The sequence below is a fragment of the Streptomyces sp. NPDC087270 genome (assembly GCF_044744625.1).
Taxonomy (GTDB): Bacteria; Actinomycetota; Actinomycetes; order Streptomycetales; family Streptomycetaceae; genus Actinacidiphila.
Genome location: NZ_JBIUYR010000017.1, coordinates 206,552 through 232,216, shown reverse-complemented (window position 1 = coordinate 232,216; position 25,665 = coordinate 206,552). Strand labels below are relative to the sequence as shown.

The following is a 25,665-nucleotide window of genomic DNA, read 5'->3' as shown; positions in this document are numbered from 1 at the left end:
CCCCGCTCCACGCGGACCCGGACGACAGGTCCTGGTCCGTCCCTTCGACCAGAGAGTGCTGCCGCGATGCCCACCGTCCGTGACGCCACCTTCGACGTGCTGCGCCTGCACGGGCTCACCACGATGTTCGCCAACCCCGGCTCGACCGAGGTGCCGTTCCTGACCGACCTCCCCGAGGACCTGCACTTCGTCCTCGCGCTGCACGAGGGCTCGGTCGTCGGGGCGGCGACGGGCTGGGCGATCGCCCGCGACGAGCCGGCGCTGGTCCTGCTGCACACCACGGCCGGGCTGGGCAACGCGGTGGGCGCTCTCGCCACCGCGCGGGCCAACCGGGCCCCGCTGGTGGTCCTCGTCGGCCAGCAGGACCGCCGGCACCTGGCACAGGAGCCGTTCCTCGCCGGACGCCTGGAGGGGCTCGCCGGTGACTACCCGGTGAGCGTGGCGGTCCCGGCGCGGGCCCAGGACGTGCCGGGAGCGGTCGGCCGGGCGGTGCACGCCGCCCGTGCCGGGCGCGGCCCGGCGCTGGTCATCGTGCCGATGGACGACTGGGCGGAGCCCGCGGAGGACCTGCCCGTGCCCGCGCCCGCCGTCCTGCGCCGGGCCACCACCGCGGACCCGGCGGCGGTCGCCGAGGTCGCCGCGCTCGCGGCGCGGGCCCGCAACCCCGCGCTCGTGGTGGGGGCGGGCGCCGACAGCGCCGATACGTGGGCAGCGCTGACCGCGCTCGCCGAGCGTCTCAACTGCCCCGTCTGGCAGGAGCCGTTCGGCGCGCGGGCCGGATTCCCGCAGGACCACCGGCTGTTCGCGGGCCACCTGCCCGCCGCCCGCGCCCGGCTGCGCGAGGCCCTGGCGCCGTACGACCTGCTGCTCGTCGTCGCCGCCCCCTTCCTGCGGCAATACCCTTACGGGCAAGGGCCGTTGGCGGGGCCCGGTACGCGGGTCGCGGTGGTCACGGACGACCCCGACGAGGCGCACCGAGCGCCGGCCGACCTGGCGGTGGTGACCCCGCTGCCCGACTTCTGCGACCGGCTCGCCCGTCGCGTCCCGCCCCGCGACGGCCGCGAGCCGGATCACGCGCCCCCGCCCACGGGGGAGTTGGCGCCGCACTCCGAGCGGGAAGCGGCGGAGCCGCTGAACTCGAGGGAAGCGGCGAACGTGTGGGAAGCGCTGGATTCGCGGGGTGCGTCCACCGTGTCGGGCGCGTTGAACTCGCCGGCCGGGGTGGACGTGCCGAGTGTGCCTGACGTGCTGGACGCGCCGCGCTCGGCGGATGTGCTGAGCGTGCGGGAAGCGCTGGGTTCGCCGGGTGCGTCTACCGTGTCGGGCGCGCTGGATTCGTCGGCCGGGGTGAACGTGCCGAGTGTGCCGACCGCCCTGGACGCGCCGCGCTCGGCGAAGGCGCTGAGCGCGCGGGAAGGGTTGGGTTCGCCGGGTGCGTCCACTGTGTCGGGCGCGTTGAGCTCGCCGGCCGGGGTGGACGCGTCGAGCGTGTCGAGTGCCTCGGGTGGGCCGAGCGTGCCTGACGCGCTGAACCCGACTACCCCGCCGATCACGTCGGCCGAGCCGACCCCGCCCGCCTCACCCGCCGTCGCGAACTCTCCTGGCTCCGGTGGGCCGTTGCGTGCCGCGCAGGTGCTGGCTGTGTTGGCGGGGCGGCTGCCGGTCCAGACGGTGATCGTGGAGGAGACCCCGTCGTCCCGGCCCGACCTGCACGCGCTGCTGCCGGCCCGGCGACCGCTCGGCTTCCTGAGCGCGGCCATGGGCGGCCTCGGCTTCGCCATGCCCGCGGCCGTCGGGCTGCGGATGGGGCAGCCGCGCCGCCCGGTGGTGGCGGTGGTCGGCGACGGCTCGTCGCTGTACCAGATCCAGTCGTTGTGGACCGCCGCGCACTACGGTGTCGGTGTCGTCTTCGTCGTCCTCGCCAACGGGCGGTACGCGATCATGGACCGGCTCGCCGAGCAGCACGGGGGCAAGGCACCCTGGCCCGCGTTCGGCGAAGTGAGCGTCAGCGGCATGGCGGTGGCACTCGGGTGCCCCGCCCGGACGGTCACGCGGTACCCGGAACTGCTCGCGGCCCTCGACGAGATCGTGCCCACGCTGTACTCCCGTACCGAACCCGTCGTCCTCGAAGTCGTGGTCGTACCCGACCCGGAGTTCCGCCCGTGACCGCCCTTCCCCCTCCCTCTCCACCCGCACAGAAAGAGCTGTCGTGATGCCTCTTCTGCACCCCGCGACCTGGTCCGGCAACATCAACATCGGCGGCTGGACGGCCGCGTCGGGCGGCACCGGCGCCGTCACCGAGCCCGCGACCGGCGACACCCTGGAGCGGATCGGGCACGCGGACGCCGACGACGTGGCGCGTGCCGCCCGCACGGCCGCGCGGGCCCAACCGGGCTGGGCGCGGCTGCCGTACACCGAACGGGCCGCGGTGCTGCGGCGGGCCGGCGACCTGTTCCTGGCGAGGGCCGACGAGATCCAGGAGTGGCTGATCCGCGAGGGGGGCAGCGTCCGCGGCAAGGCCGCCTTCGAGACGTCCACGGCCGCCCAGGAGTGCTACGAGGCGGCGGCGCTGGCCTCGCAGCCGGCCGGCGAGGTGCTGCGGTCCGCCGAGCCGCGGCTGAGCATGGCGCGCAGGGTGCCCGCGGGGGTGGTCGGGGTGATCGCGCCGTTCAACGTCCCGCTGATCCTGGCCATCCGTTCGGTCGCTCCGGCGCTGGCGCTGGGCAACGCGGTGGTGCTCAAGCCGGACCCGCGCACCGCGGTCGGCGGCGGTGTGACGATCATGCGGGTGTTCGAGGAGGCCGGGCTCCCCGAGGGCGTGCTGGGGCTCGTTCCCGGTGGCGCGGAGGCCGGCGAGGCGCTCGTCGCCGACCCGCGGGTGCGGGTCGTCTCGTTCACCGGCTCCACCGCGGCCGGCCGCAAGGTCGGCGCGGCCGCCGCGCACCACCTCAAGCGCGCCCACCTGGAACTGGGCGGCAACTCCGCGCTGATCGTGCTGCCCGACGCCGACCTGGAGCGGGCCGCGTCCATCGCCGCCTGGGGCTCCTTCTTCCACCAGGGCCAGGTGTGCATGACCACCGGGCGCCACCTCGTCCACGAGTCGATAGCCGCCGAGTACACCGAGCGGCTGGTGGCGAAGGCCGAGCAACTGCCGGTCGGCGACCCGGCCAAGGACCCGGTCGCGCTGGGCCCGGTGATCGACGCGGGTCAGCGCGACAAGATCCACCGGATGGTGCGGGCGAGCGTCGAGGGCGGAGCCACGGTGGCGGCCGGCGGCACCTACGAGGACCTCTTCTACCGCCCGACGGTCCTGACCGGCGTCACCGACTCCTCGCCCGCCTACACCGAGGAGGTCTTCGGCCCGGTCGCGCCCGTCCGCGTCTTCGGGGACGTGGACGAGGCGGTGTCCCTGGCGACGGACGGCCCCTACGGGCTGTCGCTGGGCATCCTCACCCGCGACGTGATGCGCGGCCTGGCCCTGGCCGAGCGCATCCCCACCGGCCTGGTCCACATCAACGACCAGACCGTCAACGACGAGGCGGTCGCGCCCTTCGGCGGCGTCGCGGGCTCCGGCACCGGCGCCCGGTTCGGGGGCGCGGCCAACATCGACGCGTTCACCGAGACGCGGTGGATCACGCTGCGGGGCGAGGCGGCGCAGTACCCCTTCTGAGCCGGCCGTCGAAAGGGCCCGGCGGGAGCGGGACTTGACCGCCGGGCCGCCCGCGGGGCCATGCGCCCTGTTAGCCTTGACATCAAGCTCACAGGATGATTGGCGCCGCGGAGAGGCCAAGGATGACCATGAACCAGCCCGGCAAGATCTACCGGAAGCGGGTCGCCGACCAGATCCTGGAAGACCTCCGCGGGCAGATCCTCAGCGGGGCGCTGCCGCACGGCGCGAAGCTCCCGTCCGAGCGCGACCTCGCCGCGCAGTACGGCGTCAGCGGCCCGACCATCCGCGAGGCGATCCGGGTGCTCACGGCGATGGGCCTGGTCTCGTCCAGGAACGGCAGCGGCAGCACCGTGACGGCGCAGAGCGACACGCTCATCGCCGTGTCCATCGCGGCGGTCGTGCAGTTCGGCAACATGAACGCCCGCGACGTCTTCGGGCTGCTCGCGGTGCTCAACACCTACGCGGTCCGGCTCGCGGCCGAGCGCGCCACCGACGAGGAGGTCGCCCGGCTGCGGGAAGCCGCCGAGCGCGCGGCGGACCTGGACGCCGACAGCGTCGAGGAGGCGGCGGCGAAGCTCAAGAACTACTTCCACGCGCTGGCCGAACTCTCCCACCACCCGCTGCTGATCTCGCTGTGCCGGTTCATCACCGAGGTGCAGATCGGGCTCGCCGTCGAGATGTCGGGCGGGAAGCTCGATCGGATCGCGGGCACGCTGCACCGGGCCAGGATGGACATCGTGGAGGCGGTGGAGCGGCGCGACGCGGACGCCGCGGCGGAGCTGGTGGAGGAGTACCACCAGCGGGTGGTGGACCGTATCCAGAAGTCCCGGCGCGGCGACGAGATGACCTCCTCCGACCCGCGGTTCTCCCAGCTGATGGCGTCCTTGCTGACCAGCGGCGCGGCGCTCGGCGGGGAGCCGGAGGAGAGGTGACCCGCGGGCGGATCGGGGGCGGACCGCAGCCTCGGGCGTGAGCCTTCACTCACGCGCGTGAGCACACCCGTGCGTGAGCACTCCCGCGCGTGCGCCCTCACTCCCGGGCGAGCCGCCCGTAGCGCCCGGCGACGCGCAGGTCTGCCGTGATCCGCTCCGCCGCCTGCCGCAGTGGCGGCAGCAGGTCGGTCGTGGCCTGCTCGGCGGTGCCGCCGGCGGCGTGCATGGAGACGTTCACCGCGGCCACGACGCGCCCGGCGCGGTCGCGCACGGGTACCGCGATCGACCGCAGGCCCTCCTCCAACTCCTCGTCCACGAGCGCGTACCGGTCCCGTTCGACCAGGTCGAGGACGGTCGCGAGCCGGTCCGCCGAGGTGACGGTGTGCCGGGTGAGCGGCTTGAGGTCCGCGCCCGCCAGCCGCCGCGCCCGCTCGGCCGCGGGCAGCCCGGACAGCAGCACCCGGCCCATCGAGGTGGCGTACGCGGGGAATCGGGTGCCGACCGTGATGTTGACGCTCATGATCCGCACGGTGGGGACGCGGGCGACGTACTGGATGTCGTCGCCGGACAGGACGGCCATCGACGCGGACTCGCGGACCTGCCCGACGAGCGCGACCAGGTGCGGCTGGGCGATCTGGGGGAGGGCGAGGTGGGACAGGTGCGCGAAGCCCAGTTCCAGGACGCGCGGGGTCGGCCGGAAGAGCCGTCCGTCGTGGGCGACGTAGCCGAGGTGCTCCAGGGTGATCAGTGAGCGCCGGGCGGTGGCCCGGGCCAGGCCGGTGGCCTCGGCGACGGCGGTCAGCGGCAGCGCGGCGCGGGGGCCGCGGTCGAAGGCGGTCAGTACGGTGAGCCCGCGCGCCAGGGACTCCACGAACTCCGGGCCCAGTTCCTGCTTGGAGGCGCGGGTCCAGGCAGCCGGGACCGGGCCGTCCGGGGCCGGACCGTCCGGCGGGGGAGCGGCGGGCTCGGCAGGTCCGCCGCGCACGGCCTGTTCGGCCTGTTCGGCGGGCCCACCGGACGCGGCATTGCCGCAGAGCGCACCCGCCTTGGCACCTTCGCTGAGCGCATCCGCCTTGGCACCTCCGCTGAGCGCACCGGCCTCGGCGCCTTCGCTGAGCGCATCCGCCTTGGCACCTCCGCGGAGCCCACCCGCCTCGGTACCTTCGCTGAGCGCACCCGCCGTGGCACCTCCGCTTAGCCCACCCGCCTCAGCGCCTTCGCCGGCCTCGGCCGTACCGGACAGCGCGGCCTCCATCGCGGCGACCGTCGTACGCAACCGGGGCAGCACCGCCTCGCCCAGGGACCGCGCGCTGTGCCGGCTGGTGTGGCTGACCACGCTCACGGCGCACACCGCGCGGCCGCTCCCGTCCCGTACCGGCATCGCGATCGCGACCAGGCCGGGCTCGATCAGCTGGTCGTCCACCGACCAGCCCTGCCGCCGCGCGTCGGCGGCGCGCCGGTCGAAGGAACCGGCCGCGTCGGCGGCGGGGTACGGCGGCACCGCGGGGAAGCGGCTGCCGGCCGGGTCGGCGGCGCGACCCCGGCGCCACCGCTCCCAGTCCGCGCCGGTCCACTCGGCGGCGAACAGCGCGCCCGGCGCGCCGCACTCCGCGGGGAGCAGGTCGCCGATCCGGAAGACCAGCGACATGGCCCGGCGCCGGGTGGCCTGGGCGACGAAGCGCACCCCGTCCCGGTCGGGGACAGCGAGGGACACCGACTCGTCGAGCCGGTCGGCGAGGGCGTCGGCGAGCGGGCCGAGCCGGTCCGGCAGCCCGCAGGCCGACAGGTAGGCGTTGCCCAGTTCCATCAGGCGCGGGGCGAGGACGGCGTCCCGGCCCTCGACGCGCAGGTATCCGGTCCTGGCGAGGGTGCTGACCACCCGGTCGACGGTGGAGCGGGCCAGGCCGGTGTCCCGGACCAGGTCGCCCACCGAGCGCCGGCCGTCGGCCGCGCCGAGCACGCGGAGCACCGCGAGCCCGCGGATCAGCGGGCCGACGGCCTCCGCGGGTGGCGGAGCCGGCTCGGGGGTGGCGGTGGGACGGGGCATCTGCGGGCTCCACGGGGGACGTCGGGACGGGGGTCGGGACGGTACGGGCGGGGGCGGGTGCCGAGGGGATTTCGCGGCGCGGGTCCCCTGGCACGAGGCCGCACGAGGCCGCACCAAGCCGTACCGGGCCGTACCAAGCCGCGCCAAGCCGTTGACAGGGCGGACCCCTTCGGATCACACTCGGGCGGCAAAATTGATGAACTTAAGTTCACCTGGCGAACAGGCTACTGGGGAGAGCGCGGATGGACAAGGTGGTCGCCTCGGCCGACGAGGCCGTGTCCGACGTCGAGGACGGAGCGTCGCTCGCGGTCGGCGGCTTCGGTCTCAGCGGCGTCCCGAACACGCTGATCGCGGCGGTGCACGCCAAGGGCGTCGGCGGCCTGAGCGTGGTGTCGAACAACTGCGGTGCCATGGACTCCGGTCTCGCCGTACTGCTCGCCGCCGGCCGGATCAGCGCCGTCACCGGCAGCTACATCGGCGGCAACAAGGAGTTCGCCCGCCAGTACCTCGGTGGCGAGCTGGAGTTGGAGCTGATCCCGCAAGGCACGCTCGCCGAGCGGCTGCGCGCCGGCGGCTGCGGCATACCCGCCTTCTTCACCCCGGCCGGCGTCGGCACCCAGGTCGCCGACGGCGGCCTGCCCTGGCGCTACGACGGCCACGGCGGCGTCGCGCTGGCCTCCCCGCCCAAGGAGGTGCGCGAGTTCGACGGCACCGCCTACGTCCTGGAGCGCGCCATCACCACCGACTTCGCCCTCGTCCGGGCCGCCAAGGGCGACCGGCACGGCAACCTGGTCTTCAACAAGTCCAGCCGCAACTTCAACCCGCTCGCCGCCATGGCCGGCCGGATCACCGTCGCCGAGGTCGAGGAGCTGGTCGAACCCGGCGAGATCGACCCGGACCACGTCCATCTGCCCGGCATCTTCGTCCAGCGCGTGGTGGCGCTCACCCGCGCGCAGGCCGCCGACAAGAAGATCGAGAAGGTCACCGTCACGCCCGGGCAGGTGCGGGTCTGATGCCGTGGACGCGAGACGAGATGGCCGCCCGGGCCGCCCGGGAGCTGCGCGACGGCGAGTACGTCAACCTCGGCATCGGCCTGCCCACCCTGATCCCCAACCACCTCCCCGACGGTGTCCACGTGGTGCTGGAGTCGGAGAACGGCATCCTCGGCACCGGCCCGTTCCCGTACGAGGACGAGCTGGACCCCGACCTGATCAACGCCGGCAAGGAGACCGTCACGGTGCTGCCCGGCGCCTCCTTCTTCGACTCGGCGCTGTCCTTCGGCATGATCCGCGGCGGCCACATCGACACCGCGGTGCTGGGTGCCATGCAGGTCTCCGCGACCGGCGACCTCGCCAACTGGGCCATCCCCGGCACGCTGGTCACCGGCATCGGCGGCGCCATGGACCTGGTGCACGGTGCCCGCCGGGTCATCGTCACCATGACCCACACCGCCAGGGACGGCAGCCCCAAGATCCTGGACCGCTGCGCACTGCCGCTCACCGGCCGGGCCTGCGTCGACCGGATCATCACCGACCTGGGCGTCCTGGACGTCACCGACGACGGCCTGCTGCTGGTCGAGACCGCGCCCGGCGCCACCGTCGAGGAGATCGAGCGGAAGACGGCCGCCGCGATCCGGATCGCCGACGGGATCACCCGATGAGCACCCTCCCGCGTGACGTCTACGTCGTGGACGCCGTCCGCACCCCCGTCGGCCGGTACGGCGGCGCGCTGGCGGCGGTCCGCCCCGACGACCTGGCCGCGCACGCCATCCGCGAACTGCTGGCGCGCACCCCCGCACTCGACCCGGCCCTGATCGGCGACGTCTACCTCGGCAACGCCAACGGCGCGGGCGAGGAGAACCGCAACGTCGGCCGGATGGCCGGGCTGCTGGCCGGGCTCCCGGTCACCGTCCCCGGCGTCACCGTCAACCGGCTGTGCGCCTCCGGCCTCGAAGCCGTCGTCCAGGCCGCCCGCGCCGTCGCGCTCGGCGACCTGTCCCTCGCGGTGGCCGGCGGCGTGGAGTCGATGAGCCGCGCGCCCTACGTCCTGCCGAAGAGCGACCGGCCCTTCCCCGCGGCCCACACCGAGCTGTACTCCACCACCCTCGGCTGGCGCATGGTCAACCCGCGCATGGACCCCCAGTGGACGGTGCCGCTCGGCGAGAGCGCCGAACTGATCGCCGACAAGCACGAGATCAGCCGCGAGGAGCAGGACGCGTTCGCCCTCGCCTCCCACCGCAAGGCCGCCCGGGCCTGGCAGCAGGGCCTGTTCGACGACGAGACGGTCCCGGTGCCCGTACCGCGGCGCAAGGGCGCACCGGTCGTCGTCGACCGCGACGAGTCCGTGCGGGCGGACGCCTCGGCGGAGGCGATGGCCGCGCTCAAGCCGTCCTTCCGCGCCGAGGAGGGCACCGTCACCGCCGGCAACGCCTCCCCGCTCAACGACGGCGCCGCCGCCCTGCTCCTCGTCGACGAGGACGGGCTCAAGGCCACCGGCCGCGAGCCGCTCGCCCGTATCCGCGCCACCGGCGTGTCCGCCGTGGCGCCGCACTACTTCGGCCTCGCCCCCGTCGAAGCCGTCAACCGCGCGCTGGCCCGCGCCGGCCGGACCTTCGACGACCTCACCACCCTGGAGCTCAACGAAGCCTTCGCCGCCCAGGTGCTCGGCTGCGTCGCCGAATGGCCCGCGTTCGACCCCGCGATCCTCAACCCGCGCGGCGGCGCGCTCGCGATCGGCCACCCGCTGGGCGCCTCGGGTGCCCGGCTCGCCGGGTCCGTCGCCCATCAGTTGAAGGCGGCGGGCTCCGGCACCGGCGTGGCCGCCCTCTGTATCGGCGTCGGCCAGGGCCTCGCCCTCGTCCTGGAAAGGTAGGAGCGTCCCGCATGCCCACCCCGCCCCCCTCCCTCACCCCGTCCGGTCCCTCCGCCCCGCCCGCGCCCGGCGCGGTTCCCCCCGGGGCCGCCCCGCCCACCCCGCCCAACCCCCTCACGCAGCACGACATCAGCGCCGAAATAGCCGCCGAGCAGCAGGCGTACGCGACCCGCCGAGCGGCCGGCGCCCCCGCCGAGCACCACCCCGACCGCGGCTACGCCCCCTACCGCAGCAGCGCCCTGCGCCACCCCCGGCAGCCGCTCGTCTCCGTGGGCGGCGACCCCGAGGCCGTCGAGCTGACCGGCCCCGTCTTCGGCGCCACCGACCTCACCGCCCTCGACCACGACCTCACCCGGCAGCACCTCGGCGAGCCGCTCGGCGAGCGCATCACGGTCACCGGCCGGGTCCTCGACCGCGAAGGACGCCCGGTCCGCGGCCAGCTCGTCGAGATCTGGCAGGCCAACGCCTCCGGCCGCTACGCCCACCAGCGCGACGACCACCCGGCCCCGCTCGACCCCCACTTCACCGGCGTCGGCCGCACCCTGACCGGCGACGACGGCGGCTACACGTTCGTCACCGTCAAACCCGGCGCCTACCCCTGGCGCAACCACCGGGGCGCCTGGCGCCCGGCGCACATCCACTTCTCGCTGTTCGGCACCGCGTTCACCCAACGCCTGGTCACCCAGATGTACTTCCCCGGCGACCCGCTCTTCGACTACGACCCGATCCTGCGGTCCGTCACCGACGAGTCCGCGCGGGCCCGGCTGGTCGCCGCCTACGACCACGACCTGTCCACCCCCGAATGGTCGCTCGGCTACCGTTGGGACATCGTCCTCGACGGTCCCGCCGCCACCTGGATCGAGGAGGGCCGCTGATGTCCCTCGCCCCCACCCCCTCGCAGACCGTCGGGCCGTTCTACGGCTACGCCCTGCCCTTCGCCAAGGGCGGCGACATCGCGCCCACCGGCCACCCCGACACCCTCACCGTCCACGGCCGGGTCCACGACGGCGCCGGACAGCCCGTGCCCGACGCCCTCCTGGAGGTCTGGCAGCCCGCCCCCGACGGCTCCCGCACCGGCGCGCCCGGCTCGCTGCGCCGCGACCCCGTCGACGGCCGGGTGATCGGCCGCGACGGCGTGGTCTTCACCGGCTTCGGCCGGGTCACCACCGACGCCGACGGCCGCTACGCGATCCGTACGCTGCCGCCGGGCGGGGTGCCGTACCTGGCGCTCATCGTCTTCGCCCGCGGCCTGCTGCACCACCTGCACACCCGGGTCTACCTGCCCGGGCGCGCCGACGTGGCGGCCGACCCGCTGCTCGCCGCGCTGAGCCCGGCCCGCCGCGCCACGCTGCTGGCCACCCCCGACGAGGGCGCGGCGCCGGGCGTCCTGCGGTTCGACATCCGTCTGCAGTCCGACGGCGTGCACGAGGAGACGGTCTTCCTTGCCTTCGACTGATCCCACCGATTCCACCGATTCCACCGATCTCGCCGATTCCTGTGAACCCACGCCCTCGCGGGAACCCGCCGACGCCGCCGCCCACGCGGACCCCGCCGGGGACTTCGGCCTGCTCGCCCCGGGGCGGGCCGGGTCCGCGGCCGAGGCCGCCACGGGCGACGCCGCGTACGTGCGCGCCATGCTCGACGCCGAGGCCGCGCTCACCCGCGCCCAGGCCGCGCTGGGGCTGGCCCCGGCGTCGGCGGCGGCCGCGGTCACGGCGGCCGCCGCGGTGACCGGCCGCTACGACGTGCGCGACCTGGCGCTGCGCTCCCGCGCCGGTGGCAACCCGGTCATCCCGCTGGTCGCCGACCTGACGGCCGCCACCGCCGAACTCGACCCGGCCGCAGGCGAGTTCGTCCACCGCGGAGCGACCAGCCAGGACATCCTGGACACGGCGACGATGCTCGTCGCCTCCCGCACGCTGGCGACGGTGCTGGCCGACCTGGGCCGCGCGGCCGGCGCGCTGGCCCGGCTCGCCGCCGAGCACCGCGACACGCCGCTGCCCGGCCGCACCCTGACCCAGCACGCCGTCCCCACCACGTTCGGGTTGAAGGCGGTCGGCTGGCGGTCACTGCTGCTCGCCGGACACGACCGGCTCGCGGCCGTACGGAACTCGCTGCCCGCTCAACTCGGTGGTGCGGCAGGGACGTTGGCAGCCGTCGCGGCCTTCGCCGGGGCCGACGACGGCAGCGCGGGGGAGGGGGCCGGCGCGCGGGACCGGGCCGGCGCGCACGACAGTGACAGGGCGCACGACAGTGATAGGGCGCGCGACGGCGACATCGGCCTGCGGCTGCTCGCCGGCTACGCCGCCGAGACCGGCCTCGCCGAGCCCGCGCTGCCCTGGCACACGCTCCGCACCCCCGTCGCGGACCTCGCCGGTGCGCTGGCCTTCGCGGCCGGCGCCCTCGGCAAGGTCGCGGCCGACGTGCTGGTGCTGTCCAGGACCGAGATCGGCGAGCTGTCCGAAGGCAGCGGCGGGGGCTCCTCCGCCATGCCGCACAAGGCCAACCCCGTACGCGCCACCCTCATCGCGGCCGCCGCCCGCCAGGTCCCCGCGCTCGCCGCCGTCCTGTTCGGCTCGCTCGCCGCCGAGGACGAACGCCCCGCCGGCGCCTGGCACGCTGAGTGGCAGCCGCTGCGCGAGGCGCTGCGCCTCGTCGGAGGCGCCGCCCGCGACGCCGTCGAACTCGTCGAGGACCTGCGGGTCCACCCGCACCGGATGCGCGCGAACCTCGACGCGACGGACGGCCTCATCGCCACCGAGCACCTCGCCGCCGCCCTCACTGCCCTGATCGGCCGCGGCGAGGCCCGAACCCTCCTCGACCGCGCCGTCCGCCGCGCGGTCGAGGAGGACGTCGAACTCGAGGACGCCCTGCGCGCGGACCCGGCTCTCGCCGCCGCGCTGACCCCCCAGCGCCTGCGCCACCTCCTCGACCCCGTCACCTACCTGGGCTCCGCCCCCGCCCTGGTCGACCGCGCGCTGCGCCCCACCGGACCGTGAGCAGGCGCGCGCGGCGGACGCGGCGCCGACCGGCCGGGCGCGGGGCCAGGCCGTGTGGGGAAAGTCCCTCCCCTTGGTCTGGCGGCCGTGAGGTGCCCCCGGGCTCGCGGCGCCTGGCACGCGCACTCGTCCCCTGCCTTCGCCGGGTGGGGGCAACTCCGGCGAAGCCAGGGGGAGCGGCCCCGGCGTTGCCGGAGCCGCCCGGGTACGCCCGCGCCTGGCGGCCGGGAGGTGCCCGCACCGCCTTGCGATGCGGGGGTGCCCCCAGGCCGAAGGCCGTGGTGGACCACCGGACACCGCGAACCAGGCCGGCCCTTCCGGCCACGCCACCAGCGCGATCGACCGCTGGCGCGGGCCGGCAGGTTCCCGGTGCGGGCCGGTCGGCGGGTGGTGTTGTCCGATTGGTCGAAAGGGTGGGCCGGGTGGGCGTGGTGACGGCCCGACTGGCGGGTGGTGGGGGTCGGTTGGGGGCTGGTGTTGTCCGGTTGGTCGGGGGTGTGGCTGTGCTGGTTGGAGGGGCGGGCCTGGCGGGCCCGGTGTGGGCCGGCGCCCAGGGTGCCCAGGACGCCGGAGCACCTGCACCGTTCGGACCGGCCGCCGCGCTGTCCTCCCGGGAGTGCGGCACCCGCTACCCGCTGAGCCCGGTCTTCGCCTGCCAGGAGTGTTTCGGGCCGCTCGAAGTGGCCTACGACCTGCCGACCGGCGACCCCGAGGTACTGCGCACGCGGAGACCTGCGGGTGCCGGGGGTGGGCCGGCTGCTACCGGTCCGGCCGACCGGAGGCATGGCCCGGACGGCGGGTGTCGTGGGATGGGCGGTGCGTACGGCTGGCGGCGCTCGTGTCCGACCGTACGAACAGGCCGGAGGCATGGCCCGGACGACGGGTGTCGTGGCGTGGGTGGCGCGTACGGCTGGCCGCGCTCGTGTCCGACCGTACGAGCGGGCCGGGGGCATGGCCCGGACGACGGGCGTTGTGGCGCGGGTGGCGCGTACGGCCGCTCGCGCTCGTGTCCGACCGTACGAGCGGGCCGGGGGTGTGGCCCGGACGACGGGTGTCGTGGCGTGGGCGGCTCGTACGGCCGGCCGCGCTCGTGTCCGACCCTACGAAGCAGGCGCCGCCGGCCCGTTGGCGGCGTCACCGAGCGGACCGAGGAGAACGTATGACGAACCTGTTGCACCACCGGGTGGACGGCGCCGGCGGCGCGCCGCCGCTCGTCCTCGGCCCGTCGCTCGGCACGTCGCTCGCGGTGTGGGACGCCCAGGTCCCGGCGCTGGCGCGTACGCATCGGGTGATCCGCTACGACCTGCCCGGGCACGGCCGTTCGCCGGCGCGGCTGCCCGCGACCGGCGCCACTGTCGCCGACCTCGGGCGCATGGTGCTGGAACTCGCCGACCGGCTCGGGGTGGAGAGCTTCGCGTACGGCGGGGTGTCGCTCGGGGGCGCGGTCGGCACGTGGCTCGCGGTGCACCACGCCGAGCGGGTCCGCAGCCTCGCGCTGGTGTGCACGTCGGCGCGGTTCGGCGAGCCGTCCGGCTGGCGGGAACGCGCGGCGCTGGTACGGGCGGAGGGCACCGGGCCGGTCGCCGACACCGCGGTGCACCGCTGGTTCACCCCGGCGTTCGCCGGCGCGCCGGCCGCGGCGGCGCTGGTGGCCGACGCGCGGGCCGCGGACCCGGAGGCGTACGCGGCCTGCTGCGACGCGCTGGCCGCCTTCGACCTGCGCGCGGAGCTGGCGCGCATCACCGTACCGACCTGCGTGATCGCCGGCCGGGACGACCCGGCGACGCCACCCGCGCACGCGCGCGAGCTGGTCGACGGGATCGCCGGGGCGAGCCTGACCGAGGTCGGGCACGCGGCCCACCTGGCGAACGTCGAACGGCCCGGGCCCGTACTGGCCGCGCTGACCGCGCACTTGGCGGACGGGCCGGACGGCGGTGCCTCCGGTGGGCCCTCCGGCGGCCCCTCCGACGACGCCTCCCGGCACGCGGCCGGGATGGCGGTGCGCCGGGCCGTGCTGGGCGACGCGCACGTCGACCGGGCGGAGGCCCGCAGCACCGACTTCACCGCGCCGTTCCAGGACCTCATCACCCGCTACGCGTGGGGCGAGATCTGGACCCGCCCGGGCCTGAGCCGCAGGACCCGCAGCTGCGTCACCCTCACCGCGCTGGTCGCGCGCGGCCACCACGACGAACTGGCCATGCACGTGCGCGCGGCGCTCCGCAACGGCCTGACCCCCGACGAGATCCAGGAAGTCCTGCTCCAGTCGGCCGTCTACTGCGGGGTGCCCGCGGCCAACTCCGCCTTCGCCATCGCCAACTGGGTCCTCGAAGAGGACCGGGCCGAAGAAGAAGAGGGGCACTGATCCTCATGCACACCCCCAACCACACCACCGTCGGCATCATCGGCGGCGGCCCGGCAGGGCTGCTCCTCGCCCGGCTGCTGCACCGCTCCGGCGTCGACTGCGTGGTCCTGGAGAGCCGCGACCGCGACTACGTCGAGCAGCGCCAACGCGCCGGCATCCTCGAACAGTCCACGGTGGACGTGCTGCGGTCCTCCGGCGCCGGCGAGCGGCTCGACCGCGAGGCCCTCGTCCACGACGGCATCGAACTGCGCTGGGACCGCAGGTCGCACCGCATCGACTTCCCGTCCCTCACCGGCGGCCGCCGGGTCTGGGTCTACGCCCAGACCGAGGTCTGCAAGGACCTGATCGCCCTCCAACTGGAGGACGGCGCCCCACTGCTCTTCGAAGCGCACGTGCGGGCGGTCGAGGGCGCCGACACCGACCGGCCGGTGGTCCGCTACACGCACGAGGGCCAGGCCAGGACCCTCACCTGCGACTACGTGGTGGGTTGCGACGGCTTCCACGGCGTCACCCGCGACGCGGTGCCGGACCGCGTCCGACGCACCTACGAACGCGTCTACCCCTACTCCTGGTTCGGGGTCCTCGCCGACGTGCCGCCGTCCAGCGACGAACTGGTCTACGCCCACTCGCGGCGCGGCTTCGCGCTGCTGAGCATGCGCTCGCCGACCGTCAGCCGGCTCTACCTCCAGGTCCCCAACGGCACCGATCCCGCCGACTGGCCCGACGAGCGGATCTGGGACGAGCTGGACGCGCGCTTCGCGGTGGACGGCGGCGGCTGGACGCTGAAGCGCGGGCCCATCACCTCCAAGGGGGTGCTGCCGATGCGCAGCTTCGTCTCGGAGCCGATGAGCCACGGCCGGGTCTTCCTGGCCGGCGACGCCGCCCACATCGTGCCGCCCACCGGCGCCAAGGGGCTCAACCTCGCGGCGGCCGACGTGATCGTGCTGGCCAGGGCGTTCGCCGAGCTGAAGGAGACCGGCTCCACCGCGGGGCTGGAGGCGTACTCGGCGACCTGCCTGCGGCGGGTCTGGCGGGCCGAGCACTTCTCCTTCTTCATGACCAGCACGCTGCACACCGACTCGGCGCAGGGCCCGTTCGAGACCCGGCTCCAGATCTCCCAGCTCGACCGGATCGCGGCGTCCCCGCACGCGGCCGCCGAACTCGCCGAGAACTACGCGGGGTTGCCGATCGGCTGACCCTGCGGCTGCACGCCGCTTTCGTCTCACGCCGCTTTGGCCCCGCCACGCTCTCGTCCCAACCCGCCGCCGGCCGCGACGCGTTGCCGGTCGCCCGCTGACGGCTGCCCGCCGTCACCGTCGTGCCGCCGTACCCGCCTGTCCCGGCGGGTGCGGCGGCTTCTGTGCGTCCCGGGGCGCGGTGGGCCGGCGGGCCGCTCCGCACAGGATGCGGCGGAAAACCGTCAGCTACCTTGACACCAAGCTACTAAGAAGGTTGTGTGGATCGCGACGCCAGGACGCCCTCGGCGGGACGTGCCGTTCACGGGACCGCCGGTTCGCGCGTCCACGCCGGCCGCACGAGCCGGCCACCCCACCCTGGCCGCACACGGGCTCACACCGGACACCGGAGGACAGCGATGAAGATCGCGCCGTACGACGAGAACGCGTACAAGATGGACCACCCCAGAGGGACGGTCTCGTTCAACTACCTGCTGATGGGGGACCGCGGCAAGCCGCTGGAGAACTACCGCTACATCCTCGGCCGGCAGGAAGCCGACTTCCGCATGCCCCGGCACTGCCACACCTTCGAGCAGATCCGCCTGCCGATCGTCGGCGACATGAACCTGGGCGAGCAGGGGATTCTGCGCGAGGGCGAGGTCGGCTACTTCCCCGAGGGGCAGACCTACGGGCCGCAGGACGACCCGCTCGGCGACCCGAAGCAGCTCCAGCTGGTGCTCCAGTTCGGCGGCGCCTCCGCGCTCGGCATGGGGGCCGGCCGCGGCCGCGGCCCGGACAACAAGGAGGCGCGGGCCGAGCGGCGCGAGCGCCGGCCGATGAAGTTCCCGCGGCCGCGCTACAACGGCGTGGTGATCAGCAACCCCGTGCACTTCAACTGGGTGCCGGTGGCCGGGGCGACCGGGGTCGAGCGCAAGCACATCGGCACCTACACCGAGCGGCGGTTCTGGATCGAGTTCCTCAAGATCGAGGCCGGCGCCGAGTGGATCTGCGCGAGCGAGGACGCGCGCCGGCTGACCGTGGTGCTCTCGGGCGCGGGCACCGTCGAGGACACCGAGATCGGCCGGCTCGGAGCGGTCGAGGCCGACCCGGGGGAGAAGGCGCGCTACGTCGCGGCCTCGGAGCTGCTGCTCTTCACGGTGGGCCTGCCGCCGATCCACGTGCCGGCCGTGCCCTCCGACCAGTTCGACCTCGTCACGACCGACGGCGGGATCAGGTTCGAGAACTCCCGGGACGCCGACGCCGGTTGAGCACGGCGCGTTCGCGGCCGGGTGCGCCGGCGGCTCCGGCTCCGGCAGCTGGGCGATTGGCGCCGGCGGTCGGCGGTCGGCGGTCGGCGGCTCGGGGCGCGCGGGTGGTCCCGGGCCCTGCCCCGCCCGGTCGCTCCTCCGCCGGCCCGCTCGGACGCCCGAACGCCCGAACGCCCGAACGCCCGCTCGCACCGCTCCCTTTCCTCCCGCACGCCCCCTCATCCGCACCCACGGAAAGCACCCCAGATCCCCGTGAAAATAGCCTCCCGGCGGACGCCCCTCGGCGACCGGCTCTGCTTCCCCGACGTCGTTCCGGGTCAACTTGTCGATATCCGGGCCGCGTTCGTCCGTCGGCTGGAGACCGGCGGCGTGCATCGGGACGACGCCCTGGCCCGGGCCCGGCTCGCCGTCGCCGGCGACCTGCCCGCGCTGCTGCGGGCGGACCCTCAACTGACGTCCGTCCGTGAGGTGTTCGAGTGGGCGGTCGGCCATGCCGGTGGCGGCGATCTGGACGAGGACTGCCTGTGGTCCGACGAACCCGCCCGGCTCGGACCGCCGATCGGCCGGCCGCGGACCATCTGGTGCATGCTCGCCAACTACCCCCGCGAGCGGCCCGGCGCCGCCGGACCGGCACCGTCCGGTACGGCACCCGCGCCGGCCCGGCGGAGCCCGCAGGGCTGCCTGAAGGCCGCCAGTGCGCTGGTCGGGCCGCACGACGACCTGCGGTACCCGGCGATCTGCGAGAAGGTCGACCCGGAGATGGAGCTGGGCGTCGTCATCGGTTCCCGCGCGCGCCACCTCACCCCCGAGAACGCGATGCGGGCGGTGGCCGGTTACGTCGGCTTCTGCGACGTCGGCTCGCGGGACGTCTCCGAGCGGGACGGCAACCGGATGGACCGCGGCAAGGGCTTCGACACGTTCGGGATCGCCGGCCCCTGGTTCGTCACCGCGGACGAGATCCCCGACCCGCACCGGCTGAGCATCCGTTCCTGGGTCAACGGCGAGCCGCGGCAGGACGGCAGCACCGCCGAGATGTTCCACTCCGTTCCCGACCAGCTGGCCTGGCTCACCGAGGCCCTCACCCTCGTGCCCGGTGACCTGCTCTCGACCGGAACGCCCCTGGGCCACCCCCTCGTCAAGCCCGGCGACGTGGTCCGCGGGGAGATCGAGGGGCTCGGCGTCATCGAGACCGCGGTCGTCGCCGACCGCTGAGGGCCGCCCGCCGCCCGCCCCGCCCCGCCCCGCGGCGCACACGGCGCACGACCGTACGACCGCACCGGTCGCGATCGACCCGACGAACCCGTACCCGACGAACCCGTACAAGGAGTCACCGACATGGCATACCTGACCCTGGCCCAGGCATCCGAGATCGTGGATGCCGCACTCGGCCACGCACGCGAGCTGGGGCTGCGGCCGCTGACCATCACCGTGCTCGACCCGGGCGGCCACCCGCAGGTGGTCAAGCGGGAGGACGGCGCGGGCATCCTGCGCCCGCAGATCGCGCACGCCAAGGCGTGGGGCTGCCTCGGCACCGGCTCGGGCGGCGCCACGGGAGCGCGGCACGCGACGCGCGACCCCGCGTTCTTCGCCGCGCTCGCGGCGATCTCCGAGGGCCGCATCGCCTCCTCCCGGGGCGGGGTGCTGATCCGGGACGAGGACGGCGCGCTGCTCGGCTCGGTGGGCGTCAGCGGCGAGCGGCCGGAGAACGACGAGGCCGTCGCGGTCTTCGGCGTGCGGAAGGCCGGGCTGGTGGCCGACGCGGGCTGAGCGCGGCCCGCGCGGGCGGCCCGGACCGGTGGGAGGTCCCGGCCGCCGCCGTACCCTTCCGAGCCGAACCGCCGCTCGCCGTAAGCCCGTTGACCGCCCGCGCTGACGTGCTCCGCCTGGCGGGCGCCGGGTCGGGCGGGGGAGCGGTCAGCGGTCAGGGGTGGGTGGCGGGGCCGGGGTGTGGCCGTCGAAGACGCTCAGCAGGCGTTCGGCGGCGGCCGCGGCCGTCATCGTGCCGGCCCGGACCTGCTCCTCGAGGCCGGGGGCCAGCGCCTGGACGCCCGGGTGGCCGTGCAGCCGGCCGAGCAGCTCGTCGTCGGCCATGGCCCACGCCCAGTCCACCTGCTGGTCGCGGCGCTTGGCCGCCAGCCGGCCGCCGGCCTCCAGCAGCGCGCGGTGCTGCTCCAGCCGCTCCCACACGGTGTCGAGCCCGGTGGACTCGCGGGCGCTGCAACTGAGCACCGGCGGCGTCCAGTTGGCGTCCGCGGGGTGCATCAGGCGCAGCGCGCCGGCCAGTTCGCGGGCGGCGCCGCGCGCGTCGCGCTCGTGCGGCCCGTCGGCCTTGTTGACCGCGATCACGTCGGCCAGCTCCAGCACGCCCTTCTTGATGCCCTGGAGCTGGTCGCCGGTGCGGGCGAGCGTGAGCAGCAGGAAGGAGTCCACCATCCTGGCCACGGCCGTCTCCGACTGGCCGACGCCGACGGTCTCCACCAGCACCACGTCGTATCCGGCGGCCTCCATCACCACCATGGACTCCCGGGTGGCCTTCGCGACGCCGCCCAGGGTGCCCGCGCTCGGCGACGGCCGCACGAACGCCGCCGGGTCCACCGCCAGCCGCTCCATCCGGGTCTTGTCGCCGAGGATGGAGCCGCCGGTCCGGGTCGAGGAGGGGTCCACCGCCAGCACCGCGACCCGGTGCCCGAGCGAGGTGAGCATCGTTCCGAACGCGTCGATGAAGGTGGACTTGCCCACGCCCGGCACCCCGCTGACCCCGATCCGCCGGGCCCCGCCGCTGTACGGCAGCAGCTCCGTCAGCAGCCGCTGCGCCAGCACCCGGTGCTCGGCGCGGGTGGACTCCACCAGCGTGATAGCCCGCGCGACGAACGCCCGCCGGCCGTCCAGCACGCCCTTCGCGTAACCCTCGACATCCCTGAGCATGCCGCGGCTACAACTCCCCGTGGCCCAGGGCCGCGCCGAGGCGGGCCACCAGATCGCGCGCCGCGTCGGGGATCACCGTGCCCGGCGGGAAGACCGCGGTGGCGCCCGCCTCGTGGAGCGCGGCGATGTCCTGCGGCGGGATGACGCCGCCCACCACGATCATGATGTCCTCCCGCCCCTCGGCGGCCAGTTCCTCCCGCAGCGCGGGCACCAGGGTGAGGTGCCCGGCGGCCAGCGAGGACACGCCGACGATGTGCACGTCGGCCTCCACCGCCTGCCGCGCCACCTCGGCGGGGGTCTGGAACAGCGGGCCGACGTCCACGTCGAAGCCGAGGTCGGCGAAGGCGGTGGCGATCACCTTCTGGCCGCGGTCGTGCCCGTCCTGCCCCATCTTGGCGACGAGGATGCGCGGGCGGCGCCCCTCCGCCTTCTCGAACCGCTCGACCAGGTCCCGGGTGCCCTGCACGGTGGGGGACTGGCCGGCCTCGTTGCGGTACACACCCGTGATGGTACGGATCTGGCCCGCGTGCCGCCCGTAGACCTGCTCCAGGGCGTCGGAGATCTCGCCGACCGTCGCCTTGGCGCGGGCCGCGTCCACCGCGAGCGCCAGCAGGTTGCCGTCGAGGTCGGCGCCCGGCGCGCGCCCGGCCGCCGCGGTCAGCGCCCGCAGCGCGTCCTGGCAGGCGGCCTCGTCGCGCTCCTCGCGCAGCCGCCGCAACTTGGCGACCTGCTGGGCGCGCACCGAGGAGTTGTCGACCGACCGGACGTCGATCTGCTCGTCGGTCTCCACCCGGTACTTGTTGACGCCGATGACCGGCTGCCGGCCGGAGTCGATCCGCGCCTGCGTGCGGGCCGCGGCCTCCTCCACCCGCAGCTTCGGGATGCCCGCGTCGATGGCCTGCGCCATGCCGCCGGCCGCCTCGACCTCCTGGATGTGCTGCCAGGCCCGCCCGGCCAGGTCGTGCGTGAGCCGCTCGACGTATGCGCTGCCGCCCCACGGGTCGATCACCCGGCAGGTGCCCGACTCCTGCTGGAGCAGCAGTTGGGTGTTGCGGGCGATCCGGGCGGAGAAGTCCGTCGGCAGGGCGAGCGCCTCGTCGAGCGCGTTGGTGTGCAGGGACTGGGTGTGGCCCTGGGTGGCGGCCATCGCCTCCACGCAGGTGCGGGTGACGTTGTTGAAGACGTCCTGCGCGGTCAGCGACCAGCCGGAGGTCTGCGAATGGGTGCGCAGCGACAGCGACTTGGGGTTCTTCGGGTCGAACTGCCGCACCAGGCGGGCCCACAGCAGCCGGGCCGCGCGCAACTTCGCGATCTCCATGAAGAAGTTCATGCCGATCGCCCAGAAGAACGACAGCCGCGGCGCGAAGGCGTCCACGTCGAGCCCCGCGGCCTGACCCGCCCGCAGGTACTCCACGCCGTCGGCCAGCGTGTAGGCCAGCTCCAGGTCGGCCGTCGCCCCGGCCTCCTGGATGTGGTAGCCGGAGATGGAGATGGAGTTGTAGCGCGGCATCTTCCGCGAGGTGTACGCGAAGATGTCGGAGATGATCCGCATCGACGGCCGGGGCGGGTAGATGTAGGTGTTGCGGACCATGAACTCCTTGAGGATGTCGTTCTGGATGGTGCCGGCCAGCTTCTCCGGCGGCACCCCCTGCTCCTCGGCGGCCACGATGTAGAGGGCGAGCACGGGCAGCACCGCGCCGTTCATCGTCATCGACACGGTCATCCGGTCCAGCGGGATGCCGTCGAAGAGCTGCCGCATGTCGTAGATCGAGTCGATCGCCACGCCCGCCATGCCGACGTCGCCGGTCACCCGCGGGTGGTCGCTGTCGTAGCCGCGGTGCGTGGGCAGGTCGAAGGCGACCGACAGGCCCTTCTGGCCGGCCGCGAGGTTGCGCCGGTAGAAGGCGTTGGACTCCTCGGCGGTGGAGAAGCCGGCGTACTGCCGGATCGTCCAGGGCTGGTTGACGTACATCGTCGGGTACGGGCCGCGCAGGTAGGGCGCGATGCCCGGGTAGGTGCCCAGCGAGGTCAGGCCCTCCAGGTCGGCGCCGGTGTAGAGCGGCTTGACCCCGATGCCCTCCGGGGTCTCCCACACCGGATCGGGGTCGCCGCCGCCGGCGGCCTCCTTCACCGCCGCACGCCACTGCTCCTCGGTGGCCTGCGCGGGGGCGCCCGGCCCCAGCGGGATCTGCGAGAAGTCCGGAACCTGTGAGAAGTCCGGTGCCTGCGAGAAGTCCGGGGTCTGCATCACGCCGCCACTCCCGCACGGTCGAGGACGGAGGTCAGGACCGCGACGGCGTCGCAGCCCAGGAAGAGGTGGGCGTCGGCGCCCGGGCCGGCGGCGGGCTTCCCCGCCAGGCCGATCCAGCGCGCCCCGGCCGAGCGGAGCGCCGCCAGCACCGGCTCGGCCTGCTCGGCGTAGAGCGCGTCGCTGGAGCACAGGCAGGCGAGTTCCGCGCCGCTGGCGGCGAACGCCGCGGCGACGCTGCCGGCGTCGACGGTCACCGGGTCGTGCACCGGCTCGACGCCGCCGGCCTGGAACAGGTTCGCCGCGAAGGAGACCCGCCCGGTGTGCACCGACGGCGGTCCGAGCGCGGCCAGGAAGACCCTCGGGCGCTCCCCGGTGCTCGCCAGGTGGGCGTCGGAGCGGGCGCGCAGCTGTTCGTACGCCTCGTCGCGGCGGACCTGCGGAAGGGCGCGGGCACGGCCCTGCGGCACGTCCCGCGACGGCGTGTCCGCTGTGCCGGGTGCGGCCTGGGACGGGTCGGGCTCGCGCACCACGGGCCGCTCGGCCAGGTGCGGGAACTCGCTGACGCCGGTCACCGGTTCGCGGCGGGTGGCCAGCGCGCGCTTGCGGGCCTGCCAGGTGGCCGCGATGCGCTCGCCGGCGAGCCCTGAGGACAGCGCCTTCTCCTGGCCGCCGGCCGCCTCCAGCTCCTGGAAGAACTCCCAGGCGCTGTGGGCGAGTTCGTCGGTCAGCCGCTCCACGTACCAGGACCCGCCGGCGGGGTCGGCGACCCGGCCCAGGTGGGACTCCTCCAGCAGGATCGTGGAGGTGTTGCGGGCGATCCTGCGGGCGAACGCGTCGGGCAGGCCGAGCGCCTCGTCGAAGGGGAGCACGGTCACCGCGTCCGCGCCGCCCACCCCGGCGCCCAGGCAGGCGAGGGTGGTGCGCAGCATGTTCACGTACGGGTCGCGCCGGGTCATCATCACCGTCGAGGTGACGGCGTGCTGCCGCTGGCCGCCCGCCGCCAGGGCGCCGGCGACCTCCGTGACCCTGGCCCAGGTCCGGCGGGCCGCGCGCAGCTTGGCGATGGTGAGGAACTGGTCGGCGGTGGCCGCGTACCGGAACTCCAGCTGCCCGCAGGCGGTGCCGGCGTCCAGCCCGGCGGCGGTGAGCGTACGCAGGTAGGCCACGCCGGTGGCGAGCGAGGCGCCCAGCTCCTGCGCGGCCGACGCTCCTGCCTCGTGGTACGGCAGCGCGTCCACGGTCAGGGCCCGCAGGTGCGGATACCGCTCGGCGGTCCGCGCGGCCAGCGCCACCGCGTCGTCGTACCCGGGGGCCGCGCCGGTCCGGGCGGCCAGGCCGAGCGGGTCCGCGCCGAGGTTGCCGCGGGCCTGGCCGGCGTCGACGCCCTCCCGCTCGAAGAGGCTCAGCAACTCCTCGGCGGCGGCGCCGGTTTCGGCGCCGGCCTCCAGCACGATCGGGGCCAGGTCGAGGTAGACGCCCGCCAGTGCCTGCCCGAGGCCGGTCACCGGCAGGCCCGCGCCGCCCACCGCCAGCCACACCGAGGTGACGCCGTTCTCCAGGTCGGCGAGCACCGCCTCGTTGGCCGCGGCGGCCTGCGGCGACCGGTGCCGCTGGCGTACGTCCCAGCCGCCGAGCGGTCGGCTGCCGCGTACATACGGTGCGAAGCCCGGCAGGCCGGGGTCGGGAGAGGTGTCGTCGGCGGTATAGAGCGGGTGCACGGTGAGACCGCCGGCCAGCTCGGTCGACAGCGCCTGCTCGGCCTCCTCGCCGGAGACCTCGCGACCCGACTTGCGCAGTACACCTGCCACGAGCGCTTGCCACTGTTCGCGCGTGGCGTGCGGAAACACGTCGGGTTCTGAGACCCCGTCGTCCGGCAGAACTGTCATGGCACCGATGCTAGGGAAGCCACCGGCCCGATGTCTGCCTCGCGAGGTGAACAGCTACCGCCCCGTAGCGTGACATCGCCCACTTCCACGGGCCTGGCCGCCCGGCCTGACGTGCGGCTTCGCCGGGCACGGCGAGTGACGCCCGCGCGGCGGGGGACCGGCGGGGCCGCGGAGACTGGGGAAATGCCGGGCGGTTCCGTCCTGTGAGGTTCGGAACGGTTTAACGGCGCGGGGTGCCCGGGCGCCCCGTACGAGGGTGACCTCTCCCCGGCGTGGCGGCTGGGAGCGGACCGGCCGTCTGGCTCACCGGGACCGCCGCATCGACGGTCCTCGGGAGCATCGGGCACCGCGCACCGGGCGGACCGTTCCGGTCGGGGCACCGGGGGTCCGCCGGCGGGGTCAGCAGTAGGGCGCCTGGTTGGTGAGGGCGGTCGCCACGCGCGTCCACACCCCGAAGAGCCGGTAGAGCTGGGGGAGCGGTCCGGAGACCCGGACCGTCCGGTCGTCGGTGGAGGTGACGCCCGGGATGCCGAGCAGCGTGGCGGCGACCGACGCGGACTGCCAGCGGACGGTGAGGGTGGACGGGGCGTGGCCGGCGGCGGGTTCGGCGGGTTCGGGGGCGGGTTCGGTGGTGGCGGCGCGCCGGGCGGTGAGGGTGGTGGCGACCGCGGTCTCGATGGCCAGGCGGGCCTCGGCGACCGGGGACAGCTCGGCGGCGAACCGTCCGGCCGCCCGCTTGACGGCGACACAGGTGACCGCGGGGTCCCACGCGGCCGTCTCGGCGCAGGCCGTGTCGTCGCCGGAGAGCATCACCACCGGGACGCCGAGTGCCGCCGCGGTGGCGTGCGCCAGCCCGATCTCGCCGACCGGCCGGTCGTCGAGCCACATGTCCTCGATCTCGTGGCCCATGAAGCTGTGGCTCATCACGCCCAGCGCGCCGGCGCGGGAGTGGTAGCCGACGCAGAGCGCCGCGTCGTGGCCCGCGTCGAGCCCTTCGAGCATGCCCATGGCCTTGGGCCGGCCGCGGACCAGGCGCGCGGCCGGGTGCAGCAGTTCGGGGAGCAGGTTGCGCATCGGCCCGTGCGCGTCGTTGACGGTGACCGCGGTGGCGCCGGCCGACAGGGCGCCGCGGACGGCCGCGTTGACGTCCTCGGTCATCATCACCCGGCCGCGTTCGTAGTCCCGGCCGCCGGGCTGCACGTCGTCGGCGTCGACGAGCCCGGTGACGCCTTCCATGTCGGCGCTGATGTAGATCCGCAAAGCTGCACACTCCCTGGTG

At 75.0% G+C, this 25,665-nt stretch carries 19 protein-coding genes; 14 read left to right on the top strand and 5 right to left on the bottom strand.

Annotated features, from left to right (window positions below; genetic code table 11):
* Positions 1-66: 66 nt before the first annotated feature.
* The 3 genes from ACIPAE_RS29955 (at position 67) to ACIPAE_RS29945 (ending at position 4,602) form a co-directional block, all read left to right on the top strand.
* Complete coding sequence (locus ACIPAE_RS29955) at positions 67-2,166, top strand: thiamine pyrophosphate-dependent enzyme (protein ID WP_402449383.1); 2,100 nt, start codon at positions 67-69, stop codon at positions 2,164-2,166.
* A gap of 46 nt (positions 2,167-2,212) precedes the next feature.
* A complete protein-coding gene (locus ACIPAE_RS29950; RefSeq protein WP_402449380.1) occupies positions 2,213-3,670 on the top strand; it encodes a benzaldehyde dehydrogenase in 1,458 nt (485 codons plus the stop codon).
* A gap of 122 nt (positions 3,671-3,792) precedes the next feature.
* Positions 3,793-4,602, top strand: a complete 810-nt coding sequence (locus ACIPAE_RS29945; RefSeq protein WP_402449378.1) for a FadR/GntR family transcriptional regulator — start codon at positions 3,793-3,795, stop codon at positions 4,600-4,602.
* Positions 4,603-4,699: 97 nt separating this feature from the next.
* On the opposite strand, the gene ACIPAE_RS29940 is transcribed toward ACIPAE_RS29945, so the two are convergent.
* Positions 4,700-6,649, bottom strand: a complete 1,950-nt coding sequence (locus ACIPAE_RS29940) for an IclR family transcriptional regulator C-terminal domain-containing protein (RefSeq protein WP_402449375.1) — start codon at positions 6,647-6,649, stop codon at positions 4,700-4,702.
* Positions 6,650-6,891: 242 nt separating this feature from the next.
* Here ACIPAE_RS29940 and ACIPAE_RS29935 point away from each other — a divergent pair, with 242 nt between their 5' ends.
* The 11 genes from ACIPAE_RS29935 to ACIPAE_RS29885 all read left to right on the top strand — a co-directional run bounded on the left by ACIPAE_RS29935 (position 6,892) and on the right by ACIPAE_RS29885 (position 19,091).
* Complete coding sequence (locus tag ACIPAE_RS29935; protein ID WP_329372321.1) at positions 6,892-7,662, top strand: CoA transferase subunit A; 771 nt, start codon at positions 6,892-6,894, stop codon at positions 7,660-7,662.
* Positions 7,662-8,309 (top strand): CoA transferase subunit B, encoded by a 648-nt coding sequence (locus tag ACIPAE_RS29930; RefSeq protein WP_329372323.1) that lies wholly within the window; start codon positions 7,662-7,664, stop codon positions 8,307-8,309. The genes ACIPAE_RS29935 and ACIPAE_RS29930 overlap by 1 nt, the downstream gene beginning before the upstream one ends.
* Entirely contained in the window at positions 8,306-9,520 is a 1,215-nt protein-coding gene (locus ACIPAE_RS29925) for a thiolase family protein (RefSeq protein WP_402449372.1), read from the top strand. The genes ACIPAE_RS29930 and ACIPAE_RS29925 overlap by 4 nt, the downstream gene beginning before the upstream one ends.
* A gap of 11 nt (positions 9,521-9,531) precedes the next feature.
* Complete coding sequence (pcaH, locus tag ACIPAE_RS29920; RefSeq protein WP_402449370.1) at positions 9,532-10,395, top strand: protocatechuate 3,4-dioxygenase subunit beta; 864 nt, start codon at positions 9,532-9,534, stop codon at positions 10,393-10,395.
* Positions 10,395-10,976, top strand: a complete 582-nt coding sequence (pcaG, locus tag ACIPAE_RS29915) for a protocatechuate 3,4-dioxygenase subunit alpha (protein WP_366413381.1) — start codon at positions 10,395-10,397, stop codon at positions 10,974-10,976. The genes pcaH and pcaG overlap by 1 nt, the downstream gene beginning before the upstream one ends.
* Positions 10,977-11,154: 178 nt before the next feature.
* The gene (pcaB, locus tag ACIPAE_RS29910; RefSeq protein ID WP_402449419.1) at positions 11,155-12,519 is read left to right on the top strand and encodes a 3-carboxy-cis,cis-muconate cycloisomerase; all 1,365 of its coding nucleotides are present in this window, start codon (positions 11,155-11,157) and stop codon (positions 12,517-12,519) included.
* A gap of 1,159 nt (positions 12,520-13,678) precedes the next feature.
* The gene (gene pcaD / locus ACIPAE_RS29905; protein WP_402449367.1) at positions 13,679-14,881 is read left to right on the top strand and encodes a 3-oxoadipate enol-lactonase; all 1,203 of its coding nucleotides are present in this window, start codon (positions 13,679-13,681) and stop codon (positions 14,879-14,881) included.
* Positions 14,882-14,886: 5 nt separating this feature from the next.
* Positions 14,887-16,077, top strand: coding sequence for a 4-hydroxybenzoate 3-monooxygenase (locus ACIPAE_RS29900; RefSeq protein ID WP_402449364.1), 1,191 nt, complete (start codon positions 14,887-14,889; stop codon positions 16,075-16,077).
* Between the two features lie 398 nt (positions 16,078-16,475).
* Positions 16,476-17,324: a hypothetical protein gene (locus tag ACIPAE_RS29895; RefSeq protein WP_402449362.1), complete on the top strand. Its 849-nt coding sequence runs from the start codon at positions 16,476-16,478 to the stop codon at positions 17,322-17,324.
* Positions 17,325-17,693: 369 nt separating this feature from the next.
* Positions 17,694-18,536, top strand: coding sequence for a fumarylacetoacetate hydrolase family protein (locus ACIPAE_RS29890; RefSeq protein ID WP_402449360.1), 843 nt, complete (start codon positions 17,694-17,696; stop codon positions 18,534-18,536).
* 123 nt (positions 18,537-18,659) lie between these two features.
* Positions 18,660-19,091 carry a heme-binding protein gene (locus tag ACIPAE_RS29885; protein WP_329372339.1) on the top strand — a complete coding sequence of 144 codons (432 nt, stop codon included), beginning with the start codon at positions 18,660-18,662 and terminating at the stop codon, positions 19,089-19,091.
* 147 nt (positions 19,092-19,238) lie between these two features.
* Here the strand turns inward: ACIPAE_RS29885 and meaB are convergent, their stop codons facing one another.
* The 4 genes from meaB to ACIPAE_RS29865 form a co-directional block, all read right to left on the bottom strand.
* Positions 19,239-20,249 carry a methylmalonyl Co-A mutase-associated GTPase MeaB gene (meaB, locus tag ACIPAE_RS29880; protein WP_329372341.1) on the bottom strand — a complete coding sequence of 337 codons (1,011 nt, stop codon included), beginning with the start codon at positions 20,247-20,249 and terminating at the stop codon, positions 19,239-19,241.
* A 7-nt stretch (positions 20,250-20,256) separates the two neighbouring features.
* Positions 20,257-22,497: a methylmalonyl-CoA mutase gene (gene scpA, locus ACIPAE_RS29875; protein ID WP_366413391.1), complete on the bottom strand. Its 2,241-nt coding sequence runs from the start codon at positions 22,495-22,497 to the stop codon at positions 20,257-20,259.
* Positions 22,497-24,386 (bottom strand): methylmalonyl-CoA mutase family protein, encoded by a 1,890-nt coding sequence (locus tag ACIPAE_RS29870; RefSeq protein ID WP_402449358.1) that lies wholly within the window; start codon positions 24,384-24,386, stop codon positions 22,497-22,499. The genes scpA and ACIPAE_RS29870 overlap by 1 nt, the downstream gene beginning before the upstream one ends.
* A gap of 399 nt (positions 24,387-24,785) precedes the next feature.
* Positions 24,786-25,646, bottom strand: a complete 861-nt coding sequence (locus ACIPAE_RS29865; RefSeq protein WP_402449356.1) for a M55 family metallopeptidase — start codon at positions 25,644-25,646, stop codon at positions 24,786-24,788.
* Between the last annotated feature and the right edge of the window lie 19 nt (positions 25,647-25,665).